Origin of the sequence: Kitasatospora sp. NPDC059747 (assembly GCF_042732955.1) — a bacterium.
Classification (GTDB): Bacteria; Actinomycetota; Actinomycetes; order Streptomycetales; family Streptomycetaceae; genus Kitasatospora.
On the sequence record NZ_JBHWGV010000030.1, the window covers coordinates 45,569 to 64,154 of the forward strand.

At 74.0% G+C, this 18,586-nt stretch carries 23 protein-coding genes and 1 pseudogene; 6 read left to right on the forward strand and 18 right to left on the reverse strand.

What is annotated here, in order from left to right; genetic code table 11:
* Window positions 1-251: 251 nt before the first annotated feature.
* The 7 genes from ACFV4G_RS15850 to ACFV4G_RS15880 form a co-directional block, all read right to left on the reverse strand.
* Window positions 252-692 (reverse strand): DUF2752 domain-containing protein, encoded by a 441-nt coding sequence (locus ACFV4G_RS15850; protein WP_380440532.1) that lies wholly within the window; start codon window positions 690-692, stop codon window positions 252-254.
* Window positions 693-779: 87 nt separating this feature from the next.
* Complete coding sequence (locus ACFV4G_RS15855; RefSeq protein WP_380440534.1) at window positions 780-1,043, reverse strand: HGxxPAAW family protein; 264 nt, start codon at window positions 1,041-1,043, stop codon at window positions 780-782.
* Window positions 1,044-1,225: 182 nt separating this feature from the next.
* Window positions 1,226-1,867 carry a TIGR02234 family membrane protein gene (locus tag ACFV4G_RS15860; protein ID WP_380440536.1) on the reverse strand — a complete coding sequence of 214 codons (642 nt, stop codon included), beginning with the start codon at window positions 1,865-1,867 and terminating at the stop codon, window positions 1,226-1,228.
* Window positions 1,868-1,893: 26 nt separating this feature from the next.
* The gene (locus ACFV4G_RS15865) at window positions 1,894-2,370 is read right to left on the reverse strand and encodes a Uma2 family endonuclease (protein WP_380440538.1); all 477 of its coding nucleotides are present in this window, start codon (window positions 2,368-2,370) and stop codon (window positions 1,894-1,896) included.
* 30 nt (window positions 2,371-2,400) lie between these two features.
* Window positions 2,401-3,924 (reverse strand): anthranilate synthase component I, encoded by a 1,524-nt coding sequence (locus ACFV4G_RS15870; RefSeq protein WP_380440540.1) that lies wholly within the window; start codon window positions 3,922-3,924, stop codon window positions 2,401-2,403.
* Window positions 3,925-3,962: 38 nt separating this feature from the next.
* Window positions 3,963-4,334: a phosphoribosyl-AMP cyclohydrolase gene (gene hisI / locus ACFV4G_RS15875; RefSeq protein ID WP_329928306.1), complete on the reverse strand. Its 372-nt coding sequence runs from the start codon at window positions 4,332-4,334 to the stop codon at window positions 3,963-3,965.
* Between the two features lie 63 nt (window positions 4,335-4,397).
* Window positions 4,398-4,886 carry a hypothetical protein gene (locus ACFV4G_RS15880; protein WP_380440542.1) on the reverse strand — a complete coding sequence of 163 codons (489 nt, stop codon included), beginning with the start codon at window positions 4,884-4,886 and terminating at the stop codon, window positions 4,398-4,400.
* A 107-nt stretch (window positions 4,887-4,993) separates the two neighbouring features.
* On the opposite strand from ACFV4G_RS15880, the gene ACFV4G_RS15885 reads away from it, so the two are divergent.
* The 3 genes and pseudogenes from ACFV4G_RS15885 to ACFV4G_RS15895 all read left to right on the forward strand — a co-directional run bounded on the left by ACFV4G_RS15885 (window position 4,994) and on the right by ACFV4G_RS15895 (window position 6,862).
* Complete coding sequence (locus ACFV4G_RS15885) at window positions 4,994-5,575, forward strand: hypothetical protein (RefSeq protein ID WP_380440544.1); 582 nt, start codon at window positions 4,994-4,996, stop codon at window positions 5,573-5,575.
* Window positions 5,576-5,600: 25 nt separating this feature from the next.
* Window positions 5,601-6,068: pseudogene (locus ACFV4G_RS15890) on the forward strand (TIGR03085 family metal-binding protein); the annotation flags it as partial.
* Window positions 6,069-6,082: 14 nt separating this feature from the next.
* Window positions 6,083-6,862 carry a VOC family protein gene (locus tag ACFV4G_RS15895; RefSeq protein WP_380440546.1) on the forward strand — a complete coding sequence of 260 codons (780 nt, stop codon included), beginning with the start codon at window positions 6,083-6,085 and terminating at the stop codon, window positions 6,860-6,862.
* Between the two features lie 64 nt (window positions 6,863-6,926).
* Here ACFV4G_RS15895 and hisF read toward each other — a convergent pair whose 3' ends face one another.
* From hisF to hisD, 8 genes are all read right to left on the reverse strand, one after another.
* Window positions 6,927-7,697, reverse strand: coding sequence for an imidazole glycerol phosphate synthase subunit HisF (gene hisF / locus ACFV4G_RS15900; RefSeq protein ID WP_380440548.1), 771 nt, complete (start codon window positions 7,695-7,697; stop codon window positions 6,927-6,929).
* Complete coding sequence (locus ACFV4G_RS15905; protein WP_380440550.1) at window positions 7,694-8,134, reverse strand: RidA family protein; 441 nt, start codon at window positions 8,132-8,134, stop codon at window positions 7,694-7,696. The genes hisF and ACFV4G_RS15905 overlap by 4 nt, the downstream gene beginning before the upstream one ends.
* 73 nt (window positions 8,135-8,207) lie before the next feature.
* The gene (priA, locus tag ACFV4G_RS15910) at window positions 8,208-8,933 is read right to left on the reverse strand and encodes a bifunctional 1-(5-phosphoribosyl)-5-((5-phosphoribosylamino)methylideneamino)imidazole-4-carboxamide isomerase/phosphoribosylanthranilate isomerase PriA (RefSeq protein ID WP_380440604.1); all 726 of its coding nucleotides are present in this window, start codon (window positions 8,931-8,933) and stop codon (window positions 8,208-8,210) included.
* A gap of 17 nt (window positions 8,934-8,950) precedes the next feature.
* On the reverse strand, window positions 8,951-9,586 hold the full coding sequence (gene hisH / locus ACFV4G_RS15915) for an imidazole glycerol phosphate synthase subunit HisH (RefSeq protein WP_380440552.1): 636 nt from the start codon (window positions 9,584-9,586) through the stop codon (window positions 8,951-8,953).
* Window positions 9,587-9,620: 34 nt separating this feature from the next.
* On the reverse strand, window positions 9,621-9,773 hold the full coding sequence (locus ACFV4G_RS15920; RefSeq protein WP_329928313.1) for a hypothetical protein: 153 nt from the start codon (window positions 9,771-9,773) through the stop codon (window positions 9,621-9,623).
* Window positions 9,770-10,363: an imidazoleglycerol-phosphate dehydratase HisB gene (gene hisB / locus ACFV4G_RS15925; protein ID WP_359963098.1), complete on the reverse strand. Its 594-nt coding sequence runs from the start codon at window positions 10,361-10,363 to the stop codon at window positions 9,770-9,772. Before hisB ends, ACFV4G_RS15920 begins: the two co-directional genes overlap by 4 nt.
* Before the next feature lie 6 nt (window positions 10,364-10,369).
* A complete protein-coding gene (locus ACFV4G_RS15930; protein ID WP_380440554.1) occupies window positions 10,370-11,479 on the reverse strand; it encodes a histidinol-phosphate transaminase in 1,110 nt (369 codons plus the stop codon).
* Window positions 11,476-12,801, reverse strand: a complete 1,326-nt coding sequence (hisD, locus tag ACFV4G_RS15935) for a histidinol dehydrogenase (RefSeq protein WP_380440556.1) — start codon at window positions 12,799-12,801, stop codon at window positions 11,476-11,478. The genes ACFV4G_RS15930 and hisD overlap by 4 nt, the downstream gene beginning before the upstream one ends.
* 91 nt (window positions 12,802-12,892) lie before the next feature.
* On the opposite strand from hisD, the gene ACFV4G_RS15940 reads away from it, so the two are divergent.
* The 3 genes from ACFV4G_RS15940 (at window position 12,893) to ybaK (ending at window position 15,814) form a co-directional block, all read left to right on the forward strand.
* The gene (locus ACFV4G_RS15940; protein ID WP_380440558.1) at window positions 12,893-14,470 is read left to right on the forward strand and encodes an oxidoreductase; all 1,578 of its coding nucleotides are present in this window, start codon (window positions 12,893-12,895) and stop codon (window positions 14,468-14,470) included.
* Between the two features lie 85 nt (window positions 14,471-14,555).
* Window positions 14,556-15,284, forward strand: coding sequence for an LON peptidase substrate-binding domain-containing protein (locus ACFV4G_RS15945; protein WP_380440560.1), 729 nt, complete (start codon window positions 14,556-14,558; stop codon window positions 15,282-15,284).
* 35 nt (window positions 15,285-15,319) lie between these two features.
* Entirely contained in the window at window positions 15,320-15,814 is a 495-nt protein-coding gene (ybaK, locus tag ACFV4G_RS15950; RefSeq protein ID WP_380440562.1) for a Cys-tRNA(Pro) deacylase, read from the forward strand.
* Between the two features lie 18 nt (window positions 15,815-15,832).
* Here ybaK and ACFV4G_RS15955 read toward each other — a convergent pair whose 3' ends face one another.
* The 3 genes from ACFV4G_RS15955 to ACFV4G_RS15965 form a co-directional block, all read right to left on the reverse strand.
* Window positions 15,833-16,642, reverse strand: a complete 810-nt coding sequence (locus ACFV4G_RS15955; protein WP_380440564.1) for a hypothetical protein — start codon at window positions 16,640-16,642, stop codon at window positions 15,833-15,835.
* Between the two features lie 64 nt (window positions 16,643-16,706).
* Window positions 16,707-17,519: an ABC transporter permease gene (locus ACFV4G_RS15960; protein WP_380440566.1), complete on the reverse strand. Its 813-nt coding sequence runs from the start codon at window positions 17,517-17,519 to the stop codon at window positions 16,707-16,709.
* Window positions 17,516-18,517, reverse strand: a complete 1,002-nt coding sequence (locus ACFV4G_RS15965) for an ABC transporter ATP-binding protein (protein ID WP_380440568.1) — start codon at window positions 18,515-18,517, stop codon at window positions 17,516-17,518. Before ACFV4G_RS15965 ends, ACFV4G_RS15960 begins: the two co-directional genes overlap by 4 nt.
* Window positions 18,518-18,586: the final 69 nt, after the last annotated feature.

Consider the following 18,586-nt stretch of genomic DNA (forward strand, 5'->3'; position numbering starts at 1 on the left):
CCTGTCAATGGTTCGGTCGCTCCGCTCACTCACGGCGCAGTGCCCCCATCGTTTCTGCTAGTTCAGCTAGCCGGTAGCCGTCGGACAGAGGCCCGTCGGCTCTTCGATGGTATCGGCACCCGGGGGCGCGAACCGCATCAGCCCGGCGCGCGTCTCGCGGACCGGACGCCCCTTGCGGCGGCTCTCAACTGCGACTTCACCGCTTCTCCACCCAGGGCCGGGCGCCCCCGGCCCGGACCGGGCTCCCCGGCTCAGACCAGCGGCGGAGCCAGCCCCGCCCCGACCGGCAGGTTGCGCACGACGGTGAACACCAGCACCAGCAGTCCGATCAGCGCCCAGCGGCGCGCCCCGACCGACATCCGCGGCACCGGGCCGCCGGTCAGCGCGGCCCAGGCCCAGCGCAGCCACATCAGCGCCAGGACGGCGAACAGGAGCACCGCGACGGCGTTGTCGTGCAGCGCGGCGGTGAAGTCCCCGTGGGCCAGCGCGTGGACGCAGCGCAGTCCCCCGCAGCCGGGGCACCACCAGCCGGTCGCGGCCAGGAAGGGGCAGGTCGGGTAGTGCCCGGGTGCGTTCGGGTCCACCACGGAGACGTACACGGCGGGCACGGCCGCGGCGGCCAGTGCGGCCAGCGGCGGGCCCATCCGCCGCAGCACGGGCGGCGGGGCGGAGGCGGCGGGGGCGGCGTTCACGCCCCCGATTGTGCCCGGCGCGGGGGCCGGGGATGCGAAAACGGCGGGCGTGGCGCCCGCCGTTCTGCAGTGCGAAGGGTGTCGTCGTCAGGCGGCGACGGCAGCGCGCGCGGCGCGGGCCTCGGTCTGCTCCTGGACGGACGTGTAGACGTTGGTGCTCGGCTGCTTGCCCATGCCGGCCATCGCCATGGCCTTGCCGACGATGCCGCCGACGAGGACGACCGCGAGACCGGCCACGACCAGCAGCGGCGACGGCAGGATCATCGCGACGCCCGCGATGCCGAAGCCGACGAAGGAGATGACGACGCCGGTCCAGGCGGCGGGGTTGTGGCCGTGTGCTGCTGCTGCCATCGATGGTGCTCCTTGGCTCTCGGGGCCCGGCCGGGCCTGCGGGGCCGCCGGCGGGTTTGACGGGTTCCATTGTGCCGGGCCACATGTCGGCGGCCCAAAGCGGGTGGCGGGTCTATCGCGTCACAGTGGACGGCCGGGGACGGGCCTGGGAAGTGTCTTCCGGTTGCGCCGAAGGACAGGCCCTAGACGGCCGTCGGGTCCTCGCCGCGGTCCAGCGCCTTCCACAGGTCGGCCGGGGTGTCCGCGCCCTTCACGGCACCCTTGGCCGGGCCCCTGGCCGGGCCCTTCACCGGGGCCTTGCCGGTGGGCGCCTCGTAGCGGCTGCCCATGGCCGGCCAGCCGCGGCCGAAGCGCAGCGTGAGCAGCCCGGCGACGGCGAGCAGCACCCCGCCGGCCACCGCCACCCATGGCCAGCCGCTGTGGCCGACCTCCGTGGCCGTCGAGCCGGCCAGGGCGAGCTTGCGGGCCGCCTCGGCGTCCAGCGCGGCGGTGTCGCCGGCGCCGGCCACCGCCGTGGCGGCCACGCCGATCCCGGCCAGCAGGGTCAGCGCGCCGACCGCGAGCCGTCCGGCGCCGCGCACCGCGAACACCGCGATGGCGGCGGCCAGGCCCACCAGGGCCAGCCCGCCGGGCAGTTCGGAGATCCGGCCGCCGCTGACGGACACCTCCAGGGTGCCGGCCCGGCCCTGCGCCCAGTCCCGGCCGACCGCGGTCAGCACCAGGACGGCGCTCAGCACGGTCAGCAGCAGCATCACGCCGAGCGTGCGCCGGCCCGGCCGCGCGGCCGGGGCGGTGTCGGGTACGGGGTTCTGGTCAGCGCTCACCCGTCCACTATCCCCCGGCCGCGTTCTCAGGCCGTACCCGGGGTGGGGCGCTCCACCACGAACCCGTCGGTCTGGAGCACGAGCGTCCGCTCGCCGAGCGGCAGGAAGAGGTCGTTGCCGATCGGCACCCGTTCGGCCTCCCGGTACACCCCGCCCGGCGCCGGGGCGGTGTGCACGGTGCAGACGCCGGCCACCGGGTCCACCATCACGTACAGCGGCAGCCCGGACTCCGCGTACGCGCGCGCCGCCGCGCCGTGGCCGCCGCCCGGGGCGGCCACCTCCAGGACGGCCTCCACGGACGTCCCGTCGTAGCGCCCCCCGGCGCCCCGCGCGGCACCCGGGGCGATCACCGCCAGGTCGGGGGCGAGGCCGCCGGGCGCGGCCCGGAAGTCGATCAGGACCTGCGACAACACCCTTCCGTGGCCCGCCAGTTGGTCCCCGATCTGGACGGCGGCGGCGAGCACGGCCACCCACCGCCGCTCGTCCTGCGGCACCTCGGACATCCCGGCCGCCTCCCTTGCGTACCTGTGGGGCTACGAAAGCTCCGGCGTCCGCAGCGTATTGGCGGTGGCGATCGCCCGCAGCACGGCGGCCGCCTTGTTGCGGCACTCGGTGTCCTCGCCGTGCGGGTCGGAGTCGGCCACCACGCCGGCGCCGGCCTGCACGTACGCGGTGCCGTCGCGCAGCACCGCGGTCCGGATCGCGATCGCGGTGTCGGAGTCGCCGGCGAAGTCCAGGTAGCCGACGCAGCCGCCGTACAGGCCCCGGCGGGTGGGCTCCAGCTCCTCGATGATCCGCATCGCCCGGGGCTTGGGCGCGCCCGAGAGGGTGCCGGCCGGGAAGCACGCCGTCAGCACGTCGAAGGCGGTCCGCCCGGGCGCCACCTTGCCGGTGACGGTCGAGACGATGTGCATGACGTGGCTGTAGCGCTCGATGTGCATGAAGTCGACCACCTCGACGCTGCCCGGCTCGCAGACCCGGCCGAGGTCGTTGCGGCCCAGGTCGACCAGCATCAGGTGCTCGGCGCGCTCCTTGGGGTCGGCGAGCAGCTCGGCGGCCAGTGCCGCGTCCTCGTGCGGGCTCGCGCCGCGGTGGCGGGTGCCGGCGATCGGGTGCAGCATCGCCTCGCCGTCGGTGACCTTGACCAGCGCCTCCGGGCTGGAGCCGACCACGTCGAAGCCGCCCTCCGCGCCGCCGTCGGGGCCCGGGAAGCGGAACAGGTACATGTACGGGCTCGGGTTGGTGGTGCGCAGCACCCGGTAGACGTCCAGCGCGGAGGCCGGGCAGGGCGCCTCGAAGCGCTGCGAGGGCACGACCTGGAAGGCCTCGCCGGCCCGGATCCGCTCCTTGATCACGTCCACCGCGGCCCGGTAGGGCGCGCCGCCGAACGGCGAGCGGACGTCGCCGGGGCCGGCCGGGGTGAAGGTGGCGAGCCCGGGGTCGACGGGCCTGAGCAGGTCCGCCTCCATCGCGTCGAGCCGGGCCACCGCGTCCGCGTGGGCCTCGTCGACGCCGCTGGCGAGGTCGTTGTGGTTGACGGCGTTGGCGATCAGCAGCACCGTGCCGTCGACGTGGTCCAGCACGGCGAGGTCGGTGGCGAGCAGCATCGTCAGCTCGGGGAGCCCGAGGTCGTCCGGGTTGAGGTCCGGCAGCTTCTCCAGGCGGCGCACGACGTCGTAGCCGAGGTAGCCGACCAGGCCGCCGGTGAGCGGCGGCAGGCCGTCGTCGGAGTGCCGGGGGGTGTGCAGGGCCTCCAGGGCCGCGCGCAGCACCTCCAGCGGGTCCCCGCCGGTGGGGATGCCGACCGGCGGGGCGCCGAGCCAGCGGGCGTCGCCGTCCGGGCCGACGGTGAGGGTGGCGGCGCTGCGCACGCCGACGAAGGAGTAGCGCGACCAGCTGCGGCCCTGCTCGGCGGACTCCAGCAGGAAGGTGCCGGGCCGCTCGCCGGCCAGGCTGCGGTAGAGGCCGATCGGGGTGAGGCCGTCCGCGAGGAGCCTGCGGGTGACCGGGATGACCCGGGTGTCGACGGCGAGCTTGCGGAAGGCTTCGAGGTCCATGGCGGGCGGCACCTTCTGGGTCGGAGGCTTTGGTGTGGTCAGGCGAGCGGAAGCACGTCGGCGTCGAAGCAGGTGCGGTCGCCGGTGTGGCAGGCGGCACCGGTCTGGTCGACCTTGACCAGCAGGGTGTCGCCGTCGCAGTCGAGCGCCACCGACTTGACCGCCTGGACGTGCCCGGAGGTGTCGCCCTTGACCCAGTACTCGCGGCGGCTGCGGCTCCAGTAGGTGCAGCGGCCGGTGGTGAGCGTGCGGTGCAGCGCCTCGTCGTCCATCCAGCCGAGCATCAGCACCTCGCCGGTGTCGTGCTGCTGCGCGATGGCCGGCAGCAGGCCGTCCTCGGTGCGCTTGAGGCGGGCCGCGATCGCGGGGTCCAGGGCGGTGGTGCCGGGGGCGGCGGGTGTGGTGGACATGGGGACATTGTGTCAGCCCGGCCGGGGCGCCCGGTGCGCCGTCCGCATCGCGGCCGGCGCAGGTCAGCGGGGCCGCTCGCAGCCGGCGGGCCAGATCCGGTGGACGAACAGCCCGGCCTCCTGGGCCAGTGCGGCCACCCGGGCCGGCCCGTTGCCGGGCTCGCCGTCCCACGGTTCTCCGTCCCAGACGGCGATCAGCTCGTCGATCATGCCGACCAGCGCCCGCCCGGTGTCGTCGCCGAGGCCCCCGCGCTCGGCCGCGGCCAGCCGGTGGACGGCGTTCGCCTCGTTCATCAGCTCCAGCCGGGTGGCCCGGTGGTGGTCGTCGGCGCGGCCGACGAGCGGCGCGCTCGCGGGGACGATGATCTCCAGCTTGCCGCCGTGCTCCAGGACGGACCGGGCGAACCAGGTGTCCGGCCCCTCGTCGGCGCAGGTGACGCCGACGAGCTCGTACGAGCCGAAGGTGGTGACCAGCTGCCAGAGGTCGCCGCGGACCAGCATCTCCGTGATGCCGCCCGACAGGCCCTGGTGTCCGGTGATTCCGACGCGCATTCCCAACTCCCGGGATCGTGTCGTGCCGCCCGGGAGCCTACCCAATGGGGGGACGAGTTCGGCCAACCACCTGCCGCGGAGCACCGGTTTGGGCCATCCTCATGGCCATGACCTCCGAGCAGCCGCCGTCCGCAGCCGCCGACCCGCGCCCGTCCCGCGGCCTGGTCCTCACCGTCGCGGCGGTCCTCGTCGCCCTGCTCGCGGTGGTGGCGACCGTCATGCTCTGGCCCGACGACAAGAAGCCGGCCGCCGCACCTCCCCCGCCCACCCCCACGGCCACGGCCACCGCGACGCCGACCCCCACCCCGACGCCCACGCCCACCCCGACCCCCACCCCGCCGTACGCCTTCTTCCCGGTCGGCACCTGCTTCGACCACCCGCAGCTCAGTCCGGCGATCGTCCGGTCCGAGGAACGGCCCTGCACCGGCGAACACGACGGCGAGGTGATCGCCGACCTCAAGCTGCCCGAGGGCCTCACCGGCGACCTCAAGATCAACCTCGCGATCCTCGACGGCTGCAAGGCCGCCGAGACCGCCGCCAAGGCCCGCCAGGGCGACGCCCGCACCTACTACGGCCGCCCGGTCGGCCCGACCATGGCCAACTACCAGCAGGGCTGGCGGGACTACACGTGCGCGCTGACCCTCAGCAACCGCCAGGGCGGCCCCAAGCTCACCGGCCACCTCCGCTGAGCCCACCACGTTCTAAGGTGACGCCATGTCGAACCACGCCCTCGCCGAGCGTCACCGCCTCGCCGAACTCCTGGCCGCCGCCGGGCCGGACGCCCCCACCCTCTGCGCCGGGTGGACCACCCGCGACCTCGCCGCCCACCTGGTGATCCGCGAACGCCGGGCGGACGCGGCCCCCGGCATCCGCGTCGGCGCCCTCGCGGGCTGGACCCACCGGGTGCAGTCGGCCTACGCCGAGCGCCCGTACGACGAGCTGGTCGGCCTCTTCCGCTCCGGCCCGCCGGTGTTCTCCTTCTTCGCGCTCCCCGGCGCGGACGAAGCGGCCAACACCGTCGAGTACTTCGTGCACGCCGAGGACGTCCTGCGAGCGGCCGACGACTGGACCCCCCATCCCGTCCCGGCTGCGATTGTCAGTGGCCCGGTGCAGACTCTCAGGTGGCCGGGGAGGGGGCGTGCGCGCGCCTGTCGGAAACCGCTCCGGTCAGTTCTCCGTCGAAGGGGCACCACCTCATGCTCACCACCGACTTCCCCGCCGGTTCGCCCTGCTGGATCGACCTGGGCAGCCCGGACATCCCCGCCACCGCCGAGTTCTACGACAAGGTCTTCGGCTGGACGTTCCAGTCGGCCGGCCCGGAGACGGGCGGCTACGGTTTCCTCCAGCTGGACGGCAAGACCGTCGGCGCCGTCGGCCCGCTCGACGAGGGCGACCAGTCCACCTGGACGACGTACTTCCGCACCCCCGACGTGGACGCCGCCGTCAAGACCGCCGAGCAGGCCGGCGGCACGGTGCTCGTCCCGCCGATGGACGTCATGGGCGAGGGCCGCTTCGCCCAGGTCACCGACCCGCAGGGTGCCCGGTTCGCGCTGTGGGAGGCCGGCAACACCAAGGGCCTGGACGCCGTCTCGACCGACAGGACCATGTGCTGGTCCGAACTGCACACCTCCGACCAGGACGCCGGCTTCGCGTTCTACGAGACCCTGTTCGGCTGGCGGGTGGAGAACTTCGAGCCGTCCCCGGGCATGAGCTACCGGGTGGTCTCGACCGCCGAGGGCGACCAGCAGGAGACGAGCTTCGGCGGCATCGCCCCGGTGATGGACGCGGCCCAGCCGTCCGCCTGGACGCCGTACTTCGCCGCCGACGACGTGGACGCGCTGATCGCCAAGGCGACGGCGGCCGGCGGCACGGTGCTGATGCCCGCCGCGGACGTGGAGAACGTCGGCCGGATCGCCTGGCTAGCGGACCCGAACGGCGCCCCCTTCGCGCTGATCAAGGGCGAGCCCCGGCAGTAGCGGCACAGCGAGGAGGGCCCGCCACCAGGGACGGTGGCGGGCCCTGCTCGACGCGGAGAACGCGTCACCGCACCGGGTGTCCGGCCTCCCGCAGCGCGTTCTTGACCTCGCCGATCCGCAGGTCCCCGAAGTGGAAGACGCTCGCCGCGAGCACCGCGTCCGCGCCCGCCTCGACGGCCGGGGCGAAGTCGGCGAGCTTGCCGGCGCCGCCGGAGGCGATCACCGGCACGGAGACGGCCTTGCGCACGGCCCGGATCAGGTCCAGGTCGTAGCCGTCCTTGGTGCCGTCGGCGTCCATCGAGTTGAGCAGGATCTCGCCCGCGCCCAACTCAGCCGCGCGGCCCGCCCATTCGACCGCGTCGAGGCCGGTGCCGCGGCGCCCGCCGTGCGTGGTGACCTCGAAGCCGGACTCGGTCTCGGTGCCGGGAGGGCAGCGCCGGGCGTCGACCGACAGCACCAGCACCTGCCGCCCGAACCGCTGGGCGATCTCCCGCACGAGCTCCGGCCTGGCGATGGCCGCGGTGTTGACGCCCACCTTGTCCGCGCCGGCCCGCAGCAGCTTGTCGACGTCCTCGACGGCGCGGATGCCGCCGCCGACGGTGAGCGGGATGAACACCTGCTCGGCGGTGCGGCGGACCACGTCGTAGGTGGTCTCGCGGTCGCCGGAGGAGGCGGTGATGTCGAGGAAGGTGAGCTCGTCGGCGCCCTCGGCGTCGTAGAGCTTGGCCATCTCGACCGGGTCGCCGGCGTCGCGCAGGTTCTGGAAGTTGACGCCCTTGACCACCCGCCCGGCGTCGACGTCCAGGCAGGGGATGACACGTACTGCAAGGGTCACGGCTGATTGCCTTCCGGGGCTTCCAGGGTCTTTGCCAGCCCGGTGCGGTACGCGTCGATCTCGACCTCGACCATCATCCGGGAGTCGATCAGGCCCTCGACCACCACCATGGTGGCCACCGGGCGGGCGGCGTCGAAGAGCTGACGGTGGGCGCGGCCCACCTCCTCGGCGTCGCGGACGTGGGTGATGTACATCCGGGTGCGGACGACGTCGTCCGCCGTCAGACCGTACGCGGCCAGGGCCGTGAGCCCGACGCCGAACGCGGCGAGCGTCTGCCCGTACGGGTCGCCCTCGTGCTCGATCCGGCCGTCCACCCAGGCGGTGGAGCCGGCCACGTGCACGTGGTCGCCCGCGACGACCGCGCGCGAGTAGCCGAACTCGTCCTCCCAGGGGGAGAATCCGGCGACCCGGCCGCGTACGATCCGACGTTCCGTCATCCTGTAACCGTCTCTTCCGTCATCGGCGACGTCGGCCTCACCTCGGCCCGACGCCGGCCCGACATCGGCGGCATCAGCCCGAAACCGCCGCCAGGGCCTCTTCGAGGGTGAACTTCTGCTCGTACAGTGCCTTGCCCACGATGGCGCCCTCGACACCCTCGCCGACGAGGCCGGCGATGGCGCGCAGGTCGTCCAGCGAGGAGACGCCGCCGGAGGCGACGACCGGGCGGTCGGTGGCGGCGCAGACGTCGCTCAGCAGCTGGAGGTTGGGGCCGGTGAGGGTGCCGTCGCGGTTGACGTCGGTGACGACGTAGCGGGCGCAGCCCTCCTGGTTCAGGCGGTCCAGGACGTCGAAGAGCTGCCCGCCGTCGCGGGTCCAGCCGCGGCCGCGCAGGGTGGTGCCGACGACGTCGAGGCCGACGGCGATCTTGTCGCCGTGCTCGGCGATGGCCTTGGCGACCCACTCGGGGGCCTCCAGGGCGGCGGTGCCGAGGTTGACGCGGGTGCAGCCGGTGGCGAGGGCGCGGGCGAGCGACTCGTCGTCGCGGATGCCGCCGGACAGCTCGACCTTGATGTCCAGCCGGCCGGTGACCTCGCGCAGCAGCTCGTAGTTGCTCCCGGTCCCGAAGGCGGCGTCCAGGTCGACCAGGTGCAGCCACTCGGCGCCGGCGTTCTGCCAGGCGAGTGCGGCGGCGAGCGGCTCGCCGAAGGAGGTCTCGGTGCCGGAGGCGCCCTTGACCAGACGGACGGCCTGGCCGTCCCGGACATCGACGGCAGGCAGCAGCTCAAGGCTCATCAGTAACAACTCTCAGACGGTCAGAGGGTGTTGACCCAGTTGGTCAGCAGGGCGGCGCCGGCGTCGCCGGACTTCTCGGGGTGGAACTGGGTGGCCCACAGCGGCCCGTTCTCGACGGCCGCGACGAACGGCTGCCCGTGGGTGGCCCAGGTGACGAGCGGGGCGTGGATGCGCGCGCTGTGCGCCTCCAGCTCCCAGTGCCGCACGCCGTAGGAGTGCACGAAGTAGAAGCGGGTCTGCGGGTCGAGGCCGGCGAACATCCGGCTGCCCTCGGGCACGTCCACGGTGTTCCAGCCCATGTGCGGGACGACCGGGGCGTCCAGCGGCTCGACGGTGCCCGGCCACTCGTCGCAGCCGGCCGTCTCCACGCCGTGCTCGACCCCCTTCTCGAAGAGGATCTGCATGCCGACGCAGATGCCCATGACCGGGCGGCCCCCGGCGAGCCGGCGGCCGATGATCCACTCGCCGCGGACCGACTTGAGGCCGCGCATGCACGCCTCGAAGGCGCCGACGCCGGGAACGAGCAGGCCGTCCGCGGCCATCGCCGTGTCGAAGTCGGAGGTCACGGTGACGGTGGCGCCGGTGCGCTCCAGGGCCCGCTGCGCGGAGCGCAGGTTGCCCGATCCGTAGTCGAGGACGACGACGTTCTTGCCCATGTTCAGGTGTCCAGTCTCTCTGCGTACGCGCGCACTACAGGCGCATGGCGCCGGCGGCCAGGCACATCACGGAGCCGATCGCGAGCACCAGGATGACGCCCTTCGGCAGCTTCTGCTTCCAGAACGAGATCACCCCGCCGGCCAGGAAGAGGCCGACGAAGAGGAGAGCCACGGCGGTCTTGCTCACAGTGCACCCTTGGTCGAGGGGAGGATGCCGGCCGCGCGCGGGTCGCGCTCGGAGGCGTAGCGCAGGGCCCGTGCGAGCGCCTTGAACTGGCACTCGACGATGTGGTGCGCGTTGCGACCGTACGGCACGTGGACGTGGAGGGCTATCTGCGCCTGGGCCACGAACGACTCCAGGATGTGCCGGGTCATCGTGGTGTCGTAGCTGCCGATCATCGGCGCCATGTGCTCCGGCTCGGTGTGCACCAGGTAGGGGCGGCCGGAGAGGTCGACGGTGACCTGGGCGAGCGACTCGTCCAGCGGCACCGTGCAGTTGCCGAAGCGGTAGATGCCGACCTTGTCGCCGAGCGCCTGCTTGAAGGCGGCGCCGAGCGCGAGGGCGGTGTCCTCGATGGTGTGGTGGGTGTCGATGTGCAGGTCGCCGTCGGTCTTGACGGTGAGGTCGAACAGACCGTGGCGACCGAGCTGGTCGAGCATGTGGTCGTAGAACCCGACGCCCGTGGAGATGTCGGTCTTGCCGGTGCCGTCGAGGTCGATCTCGACCAGGACCGAGGTCTCCTTGGTGGTGCGCTCAACGCGTCCGATGCGGGACATACGGGGTTACAGCTCCTTGATCACAGTGCGAACGGCGTCCAGGAAGGCGTCGTTCTCGGCCGGCGTGCCGGCGGTGACGCGAAGCCACCCCGGGACACCGTTGTCACGGACCAGGACGCCCTGGTCGAGGATGGCCTGCCAGACGGCGTGGGTGTCGGCGAAGCGGCCGAACTGGACGAAGTTGGCGTCCGAGTCGGTCACCTCCAGGCCGAGCCCGCGCAGCGAGTCCACCAGGCGGTCGCGCTCCTCCTTGAGCCGCCCGACGTACCCGAGCAGGGTGTCGGTGTGCTCCAGGCAGGCCAGCGCGGTGGCCTGGGTGACGGCCGACAGGTGGTAGGGCAGGCGGACCAGCTGGACCGCGTCCACCACGGCCGCGTCGGCGGCCAGGTAGCCGAGGCGCAGGCCGGCCGCGCCGAAGGCCTTGGACATGGTGCGGGTGACCACCAGGTTGGGGCGGCCCTCGATGAGCGGCAGCAGCGAGGCGCGGTGCGAGAACTCGACGTAGGCCTCGTCGACGACGACCAGGCTGGGCCGGGCCGCCTGGGCGGCCTCGTACAGGCGCAGCACGACGTCGGCGGCCACCGCGGTGCCCGTGGGGTTGTTCGGCGAGCAGACGAAGACCACCTCGGGCCTGTGCTCGGCGATCGTGGCGACGGCCGCGTCCACGTCGATGGTGAAGTCGTCGTTGCGCGGGCCGGAGATCCACTCGGTGCCGGTGCCCCGGGAGATGAGGGCGTGCATCGAGTAGGACGGCTCGAAGCCGAGCGCGCGGCGGCCGGGGCCGCCGAAGGTCTGGAGGAGCTGCTGGAGCACCTCGTTGGAGCCGTTGGCGGCCCAGACCTGCTCGCGGGCCACCGGGAAGCCGGCGGTGCGGCTCAGGTAGGCCGCGAGCCCCTCGCGCAGCTCGACCGCGTCGCGGTCGGGGTAGCGGTTGAGCCCCCGGGCGGCCTCGGCGACCCGCTCGGCGATCCGGGCGACCAGTTCCTCGGGCAGCGGGTACGGGTTCTCGTTGGTGTTGAGCTGTACCGGCACGTCCAACTGCGGCGCGCCGTAGGGGGACTGGCCCCGCAGCTCGTCCCGGATGGGAAGGTCGTCAATGCGAGTGGTGCGCGTCACGAGCCGGGAACCGTCCAATCGAACCGAGCCTTGATGGCGTCGCCGTGCCCCGGCAGGTCTTCCGCGTCGGCCAGGTTGACGACGTGCGCGGCGATGTCCGCGAGCGCGTCCCGGTCGTACTCGACGACCTGGACGCCGCGCAGGAAGGTCTGCACCGACAGGCCGGACGAGTGGCAGGCGCAGCCGCCGGTGGGCAGGACGTGGTTGGAGCCGGCCGCGTAGTCGCCCAGCGAGACGGGCGTCCAGCGGCCGATGAAGATCGCGCCCGCGTTGCGGACCTTCGCGGCCACCGCGTGCGCGTCCCGGGTCTGGATCTCCAGGTGCTCGGCGGCGTAGGCGTTGACGACGGTCAGCCCCTGCTCCAGGTCGTCGACCAGGATGATGCCGGACTGCCGGCCGCCGAGCGCCTCGGCGACGCGCTCGCCGTGCTTGGTCCGCGCGACCTGCACGGCCAGCTCGGCCTCGACCGCGTCGGCCAGCGCCGGCGAGTCGGTGACCAGCACCGAGCCGGAGGTCGGGCCGTGCTCGGCCTGGCTGATCAGGTCGGCGGCGACGTCGGACGGCAGCGCGCTGTCGTCGGCGAGGACGGCGATCTCGGTCGGGCCGGCCTCGGAGTCGATGCCGATCCGGCCGGCGAAGTAGCGCTTGGCGGCGGCGACGTAGATGTTGCCCGGGCCGGTGACCATGTTCACCGGCGCGCACTCCTCGGTGCCGAGCGCGAACATCGCGACCGCCTGGGCGCCGCCGACGGAGTACACCTCGTCCACGCCGAGCAGCGCGCAGGCCGCCAGGATCGTCGGGTGCACCCGGCCGCCGCCCCACCTACTGTTCAAAGGGGCCTTCTGCGGCGGCGAGGTGACGGCGATGCCCCGGACGCCCGCCTCCTGGGCCGGCACGACGTTCATCACGACGGACGACGGGTACACCGCCAGCCCGCCCGGCACGTACAGCCCGACCCGGTCCACCGGCACCCAGCGCTGGGTGACGGTGCCGCCCGGCACCACCTGCGTGGTGTGCCCGGTGCGGCGCTGGTCCGCGTGCACGGCCCGGGCGCGGCGGATCGACTCCTCCAGCGCGGCGCGCACCTTCGGGTCCAGCGTCTCCAGGGCCTCGGTGAGCTGCTCGGCCGGGACACGGGTCGACTCCAGCCGGACGCCGTCGAAGCGCTCGGTGATCTCGATCAGCGCCGCGACCCCGCGATGGTGCACGTCCTCGGCGATCGGCCGCACCTTCTCCAGGGCGGCCGCCACGTCGAACTCGGCACGGGGCAGCAGGTCACGCGGGTCGTCCAGCGAGCCGCGGAGGTCGATTCGAGAGATCACGCCACCCAGTGTAAGGAGTGGCCGAAACCACTGGTCCCGCATTTCACTCCGTGATACGAAAGGCGAGACGACCGGGGGGACGGGGGAAAGCATGGCGGAGCGCGCGCCGGAGGACTGGACCGACACGGAAAAGGAACTCTGGGAGGCCTTCCGCCAGGGGGACGTCTTCGACCGCCGGGCCCGGAAATCAGCCGAGGACGACCCCTACGGCGACGCCGAATGGGGCTCCGAGCGCACCGTCCGCGCCGAGGTCCTGGCCCGCCTGCTGCTGGCCGGCCCCACCGCCGCCCCGGGCCGGGTCTCCTCCCTGCGGATGAACGGCGTCAACGTCACCGGCGCGCTCAACCTCGCCGGCGGCCGGATCAACCAGTACGTCGAGCTGTACGGCTGCCGCTTCGAGCACAAGGTCCTGATGTCCGAGGCCGAGGCCAGCACCGTCCGGATGGTCGACTGCCTGATACCCCGCCTGGAGGCCTCCCGGCTGGCCACCACCGGCGACCTCCACCTCGCGCGCTGCCGCATACCGGAGGGCGTCCGGCTCACCGACGCCAAGATCGGCACCGACCTGCTGCTCAACGTGACCCGTCTCGGCTCCGACCGCTACGGACGCGCGCTCTCCGCCGACGGCATGACCGTCCACCAGGACTTCGAGGCCGACCGGATCGAGGTCCACGGCGAGCTCAGCCTGCGCACCGCCCGCATCGGCGGCCGGCTCTCGCTGCGCGGCGCCCAGCTCCACGCCGTCCCGGACAACCGGATCTGCCTCAACGCCGTCCGGATCACCGTCGGCCACACCGCCTACCTCACCAGCTCCGCCGACGGCGGCTGGTTCGGCTCCCGCGGCTACTACGGCTCCGGCTACGGCCAGACCGCGCCGGCCGGCGCCCCCAGCACCCCGTTCCGCGCCCACGGCCAGGTGCGGCTGTCCGACGCCCGCTTCGACGGCGCCTGCCTGATCTCGGGCGAGTTCCACCTGGACGGCGACGACGAGCTCTCGCTGCGCCGCATCCACACCCCCGAACTGCGCTTCACCTGCCGCATGCGGCCCACCGGCCCGGTCTCGCTCTCCCGCGCCCGGGTCGGCAACCTCGTCGACACCCCGGACGCCTGGCCGCTCGGCAAGCACCTCGGCCTCACCGGCTTCACCTACGAGGTCCTGCGCCCGGCCGCGCCGTTCACCGTCCAGCAGCGCATCGCCTGGCTGGAGGGCTCCACCGTCGACTTCCAGCCCGAGTCCTACGAGCAGCTCGCCGCGGCCATGCGCCGCGACGGCGCCGACGACGACGCCCGCGAGGTGCTCTACGCCAAGCAGCGCCGCCGCCGCGAGACGCTCCCGCTGCCCGCCCGGATCTGGGGCACCGTCCAGGACGTCAGCGTCGGCTACGGCTTCCGCCCCGGCCGCGCCGCCCTGTGGCTGCTCCTCGCCTGGGCCCTCGGCAGCGTGTTCTTCGCCACCCACCCGCTCAACCCGCTGAAGGCCGACGAGCGCCCGAACTGGAACCCGGTGCTGTACACGCTCAACCAGCTCCTGCCGATCGTCGACCTCAACCAGGGCGCGTGGAACCCCGGCGGCCTCGCCCAGTGGGTCTCCGCCGGCCTCGTCGTGGTCGGCTGGCTGCTCGCCACCACCGTCGTCGCGGGCGCCACGCGGATGCTCCAGCGCGGGTGAGCCGGACTCCGGCGCGGCCGACCGCGACGAACCCCGTGACAAACCCCGCGACAAGGCCGGGGCCCGGGGAACTACGCTGTCGGCCGTGACAGAACGGCTGCCGCTCTTCCCGCTGAACACCGTGCTCTACCCGGGCCTCGTGCTGCCCCTGAACGTCTTCGAGGAGCGCTACCGCCGTCTCGTCGCCGACCTGCTCGAACAGCCGGAGGACGAGCCGCGCCGCTTCGGCGTGCTCGCGATCAAGGACGGCCGCGAGGTCGCCCCGGTCCGCCCCGACGAGGGCCCGGCGGGCCCGCTGGACGGCCTCGGCACGTTCACCGGGGACGCCCTGGAGGCGATCCACCGCGTCGGCTGCGTCGCCGACGTCGCCTCCGTCCAGGACCAGCCCGACGGCCGGTACGAGCTCCTGGTCACCGGCACCACCCGGTTCCTGCTGCGCGACGTGGACGCCTCCGGTCCGTACCTGACCGGTGAGATCGAGCCGATCGAGGAGCGGCCCGGCGAGGGCTCCGGCGCCCTCGCCGCCGAGGTCGAGCGGGCGTTCCGCGCCTACCAGAAGCGGCTGGCCGGCGCCCGCGAGGCCAGCACCGTCGGCCACCAGGAGCTCCCCGACGACCCGCAGGTGCTCTCCTACCTGGTCGCCGCCGCCTCGGTGTTCGAGACGCCGGTCAAGCAGCAGCTGCTGGCCTGCCCCGACACCGCCCAGCGGCTGCGCACCGAACTCGACCTGCTGCGCCGCGAGACGGCCGTGCTCAGCTGGCTGCCGTCGCTGCCCGCGGTGGACCTGACCCGCCAGTCGTTCAGCCCCAACTGACCCCCGCCGAACCCCGTGTGACCCGAGGAGCTCCCGTGGCCAGGAAGCCGAAGAAGGGCGGCCAGGGCACCCCGGCCACCGTCGCCCTGGAGACCGCCGCCGTCCCGTTCACCATGCACTCCTACGAGCACGACCCGGCCGCCGCCTCCTACGGCGGCGAGGCCGCCGAGGCCATGGGCGTCCCCGCCGAACGGGTCTTCAAGACCCTGGTCGCCGACGTGGACGGCGTCCTGACCGTCGGTGTGGTCCCGGTCGCCGGCCAGCTCGACCTCAAGGCGCTGGCCGCCGCCGTGGGCGGCAAGCGCGCCGCCATGGCCGACCCGGCCGCCGCCGAACGCAGCAGCGGCTACGTCCGCGGCGGCATCTCCCCGCTGGGCCAGCGCCGCCCGCTGCGGACGGTCGTCGACGAGGGCGCGATGACGCACCCGACGATCTACGTGTCGGCGGGCCGCAGGGGCCTGGAAGTGGAACTGGCCCCGACCGACCTGATCACCCTGACCAAGGCGACGACCGCCCCCATCGCCCGCTGAGGCGGCCTGGAAGAGCCGCTACCCGAGACCCGGCCGCCGGCCGTCAGCCCCGCCCTGCTCCCCCGCCGGCCCGTCCTTCACGTCCGGCCCCGCGTGCCCGTCCAGCCCGGCCTGCCCGACCGGCCCCTCCAGCGGAGGCTGCCCGTACGGCCCCGCCCAGTACGGCGGCGGGTCCTCCTCGCGCTTGCCGAACGCCGCCGACAGCAGGAGCAGCAGCACCATCGCCGCCATCGGCCAGGCCAGCAGGGCGCCGTGCGCCCCCAGGTCGATGTCCGCGTAGAAGCGTCCCCCGTTGCCGACCCGCCGGGCCTCCCCGATCAGGTCGTGGCTGGGCCCGAACGACCGCCCGAGCCGCCAGGCGCCGAGCGAGCCGAGCAGCCCGCCGACGGCCAGCCCCACCGCGACCGAGATGCCCCCGCCGCGGCGGCGCGTGACGAGGAAGGCCCCGAGCGCCGTGACGATCCCCATGCCGAGCCCGACGAGCACGAACACCGCGTCGGCCCCGGCGCGCTGCTCGCCCTCGGGGTCGGCGTACAGGATCCGGTCCCCGTCGACGACCAGCGGCACCTTGGGCGCCAGCCAGGCCCACAGCCCGGCCATGGCGAGCCCGAGGACCGCGCACACGACCACCGTCGCGGCACCGATCCGCAGCTCCGACATCAGCCGGTCCACCGGCGAGCTCTCGGCCTTGGAGACGCCCCCGATCCCCTCCGGGAGCGGCGGCAGCCCGGCGACGTCGTGGGTCTGCGGCGGCGCGAACGGGTTGGCGTCCGGCACCGCGGGCACGTCGTCGCGGGTGGGATCCGGAGGTGTGTTCGGTACGGTCACGGACCCCATCGTTTCACGATCGCGCCCCGGAGGGACCGCCGCCCGGTTGCCGCGGCCGTGCGCCCTACCGGGAGACGGCCCGCCGGTACGCCCAGGTGGCGATCGCCAGCGACACGACGCCCACCCCCGCGCAGACCGCGAGGTCACCCGCGACCAGCGCCCAGTCCGGGTCGGCCGTGAACGTACGGGCGAAGGCCTCCACGCCGTACGTGGACGGCAGCAGGTCGCGCAGCCACAGCACCGGCTGCGGCAGGTGGTCCACCGGCAGGACGCCGAGCAGCAGCGCCGCGGACATCCCGAGCTGCCCGAGCATGGTGGCGATCTCCTGTCGCGGCGCGAGCAGCCCGCAGGCCGCGCCGAGCCCGGACAGCGCGGCCCCGGCGAGCGGCACGACCGCGAGCAGCACCCACAGCTGGCCGAGCGGCAGCCCGAACATGACCGCGCCCACCGCCGCCGTCACCACCGTGCCGGGCAGCGTGAACGACGCGTACGCCCCGGCCGCGCCCAGCACCACGGAGGCCGCCGGCACCGGCAGCGTCGCGTAGTGGTCGAGGCCGCCGGTGGCCCTCAGCTTCCCGAAGTACTGCGCGAGCAGGTTGAGCGCGACGAACGCCACCACCAGCACGCTGGACCCGGCGACCACCGACCGCGCGGCCGAGTTCTGCCCGGGGTCCACGACGCCCCGCATCATCACGAGGATGCCGAGGGACTGGAACGTCGCCACGAACAGCAGCGGGATCCGCGCCACCCGGGCGCGGGCGAGCTGTGCCCGGTAGACGGCCGCGAGCGCGGGCAGCAGCCGCGCCGCGGGGGCGAGCGGGGCGGGCGCGGGGCCCGGGTCGGCGGCGGTCCGGGGCGGCACCGAGAGCAGCGTCACTTGGCCAGTCCTCCGTGGCGGCCGCCCAGCTTGAGGTAGGCGTCCTCAAGGCTCGGCGTGGCGAGGGTGAAGTCGTCGAGGGCGGCGAAGGCCGGGCCGGTGGTGACGGCGGCGACGAGTTCGCGGGCCTGCTCGGGGCTGGTGCGCACGGTCCAGCGGCGGCCGGTGCGCTCGGCCCGTTCGGCGAGCTCGGCGACGGCCGGCACGCCGACCGGGGCCTCGTCCCGCCACACCAGGTCGAGCCGGACGTCGCCGTCCACGAGGGCCTTGAGCCCGCCCGGCGTGTCGCAGGCGATGACCCGTCCCTCGTCGACCACGGCGACCCGGTCGAGGACGGTCTCCGCCTCGATGACGTTGTGGGTGACGAGCAGCACGGTGGTGCCGCGCTCGGCCCGGCGCCGGTCGACGGCGGCCCAGACGGCGCGGCGGGCGACGGGGTCCATCCCGGTGGTGGGCTCGTCGAGCACCAGCAGCGGCCGCTCCCCCACCAGCGCGGCGCCGAAGCACGCGAGGCGGCGCTGCCCGCCGGAGAGCTTGGCGAGCGGCCGGCCGGCGATCGGCTCCAGCCCCAGTTCGGTCAGCACCTCGCCGGCCTCGGCCCGGGCCTGCGCCCGGCTGAGCCCGCGCAGCCGTCCGGTGGTCTCGGCGGCGAGCGCGACGGTCAGTTCGTCGAGGGCGGTGGACTCCTGCCCGAGGTACCCGAGCAGGCGGGCGGCCAGCTCGGGGTGGCGCACGACGTCGTGCCCGAAGAGTTCGATCGAGCCGGAGTCGGGGCGCAGCAGCCCGCAGAGCTGGCGCACGAGGGTGGACTTGCCGGCGCCGTTGGGTCCGAGCAGCCCGAAGATCTCACCCGTCCGGACGGTCAGCGTGATCCCGTCGTTGGCCCGGATGCCGGTGGCCGCGGAGCCACGTCCGGCGCGGTAGGTCTTCACCAGGTCGCGGACGGCGCAGCACGGCAGGCCGCCCCTGGGTGCTCGCCCTGCCGCCGTCTCGTTCACGACGGACGACTTTACGCGCTCACACGGGCGAACCGGACAAGGGGGCCCGTCGGGCCTGCCTGCGGACTC

What these genes read in the sequence shown, in the direction of transcription:
- ACFV4G_RS15865 (WP_380440538.1), bottom strand. Translation starts at nt 2,370, where the DNA reads ATGTCCGAGGTGCCGCAGGACGAGCGGCGGTGGGTGGCCGTGCTCGCC.
- hisI (WP_329928306.1), bottom strand. Translation starts at nt 4,334, where the DNA reads ATGTCCACCACACCCGCCGCCCCCGGCACCACCGCCCTGGACCCCGCG.
- ACFV4G_RS15940 (WP_380440558.1), top strand. Translation starts at nt 12,893, where the DNA reads ATGGCGGAGCGCGCGCCGGAGGACTGGACCGACACGGAAAAGGAACTC.
- ACFV4G_RS15855 (WP_380440534.1), bottom strand. Translation starts at nt 1,043, where the DNA reads ATGGCAGCAGCAGCACACGGCCACAACCCCGCCGCCTGGACCGGCGTC.
- ACFV4G_RS15905 (WP_380440550.1), bottom strand. Translation starts at nt 8,134, where the DNA reads ATGACGGAACGTCGGATCGTACGCGGCCGGGTCGCCGGATTCTCCCCC.
- ACFV4G_RS15880 (WP_380440542.1), bottom strand. Translation starts at nt 4,886, where the DNA reads ATGCGCGTCGGAATCACCGGACACCAGGGCCTGTCGGGCGGCATCACG.
- hisB (WP_359963098.1), bottom strand. Translation starts at nt 10,363, where the DNA reads ATGTCCCGCATCGGACGCGTTGAGCGCACCACCAAGGAGACCTCGGTC.
- ACFV4G_RS15885 (WP_380440544.1), top strand. Translation starts at nt 4,994, where the DNA reads ATGACCTCCGAGCAGCCGCCGTCCGCAGCCGCCGACCCGCGCCCGTCC.
- hisH (WP_380440552.1), bottom strand. Translation starts at nt 9,586, where the DNA reads ATGGGCAAGAACGTCGTCGTCCTCGACTACGGATCGGGCAACCTGCGC.
- ACFV4G_RS15870 (WP_380440540.1), bottom strand. Translation starts at nt 3,924, where the DNA reads ATGGACCTCGAAGCCTTCCGCAAGCTCGCCGTCGACACCCGGGTCATC.
- ACFV4G_RS15895 (WP_380440546.1), top strand. Translation starts at nt 6,083, where the DNA reads ATGCTCACCACCGACTTCCCCGCCGGTTCGCCCTGCTGGATCGACCTG.